We start from the raw sequence: 403 nt of genomic DNA, 5'->3' as shown, positions 1-403 counted from the left end.
ATGGTTGATGGCGGCCGAGGTATGGTTGTAGCCCTCGACGCCGGCGGGGACCATTTCCGTGGCGGGGTTGGTGCCCATGGCTTGGGCCGGCAACAGCATGGCGCAGGCCAGCAGGGCCAGGCTGGCTTGGGAGAACCGCCAGGCGGCGAACTCAGACATGGTCAACTCCTTTCTTGCGGTGATGGGAAACGGCACAAGCTGGTCAGCACGAAAACACAGGGAAAAACACGGCGCGGGCTTTGGGGGTGTTGTCCGTGCCCTTCCGTGTGTTTCCGTGGCTGATGGCGATGTGGTAGAGCCGGGCGATAGGGGAAGTGCTGCGCGGGCTTGGCCTGGCTATCGGATTCCTCATGGTTATTGGTGCCGTCGAAGAACAGCGAAATAGTCAGGGTCTTGGTGCAGC

At 61.8% G+C, this 403-nt stretch carries 1 protein-coding gene; it reads right to left on the bottom strand.

What is annotated here, in order from left to right:
• Window positions 1-161: 161 nt before the first annotated feature.
• On the bottom strand, window positions 162-403 hold a 242-nt coding region (locus tag JW897_RS24155), incomplete at its 5' end, for a hypothetical protein (protein WP_205467939.1).

The sequence above is a fragment of the Chromobacterium alkanivorans genome, from assembly GCF_016937655.1.
GTDB lineage: Bacteria > Pseudomonadota > Gammaproteobacteria > Burkholderiales > Chromobacteriaceae > Chromobacterium > Chromobacterium alkanivorans.
Note: the sequence above shows the minus strand (reverse complement) of the source record. Positions and strands in the feature narration are given on the sequence as shown.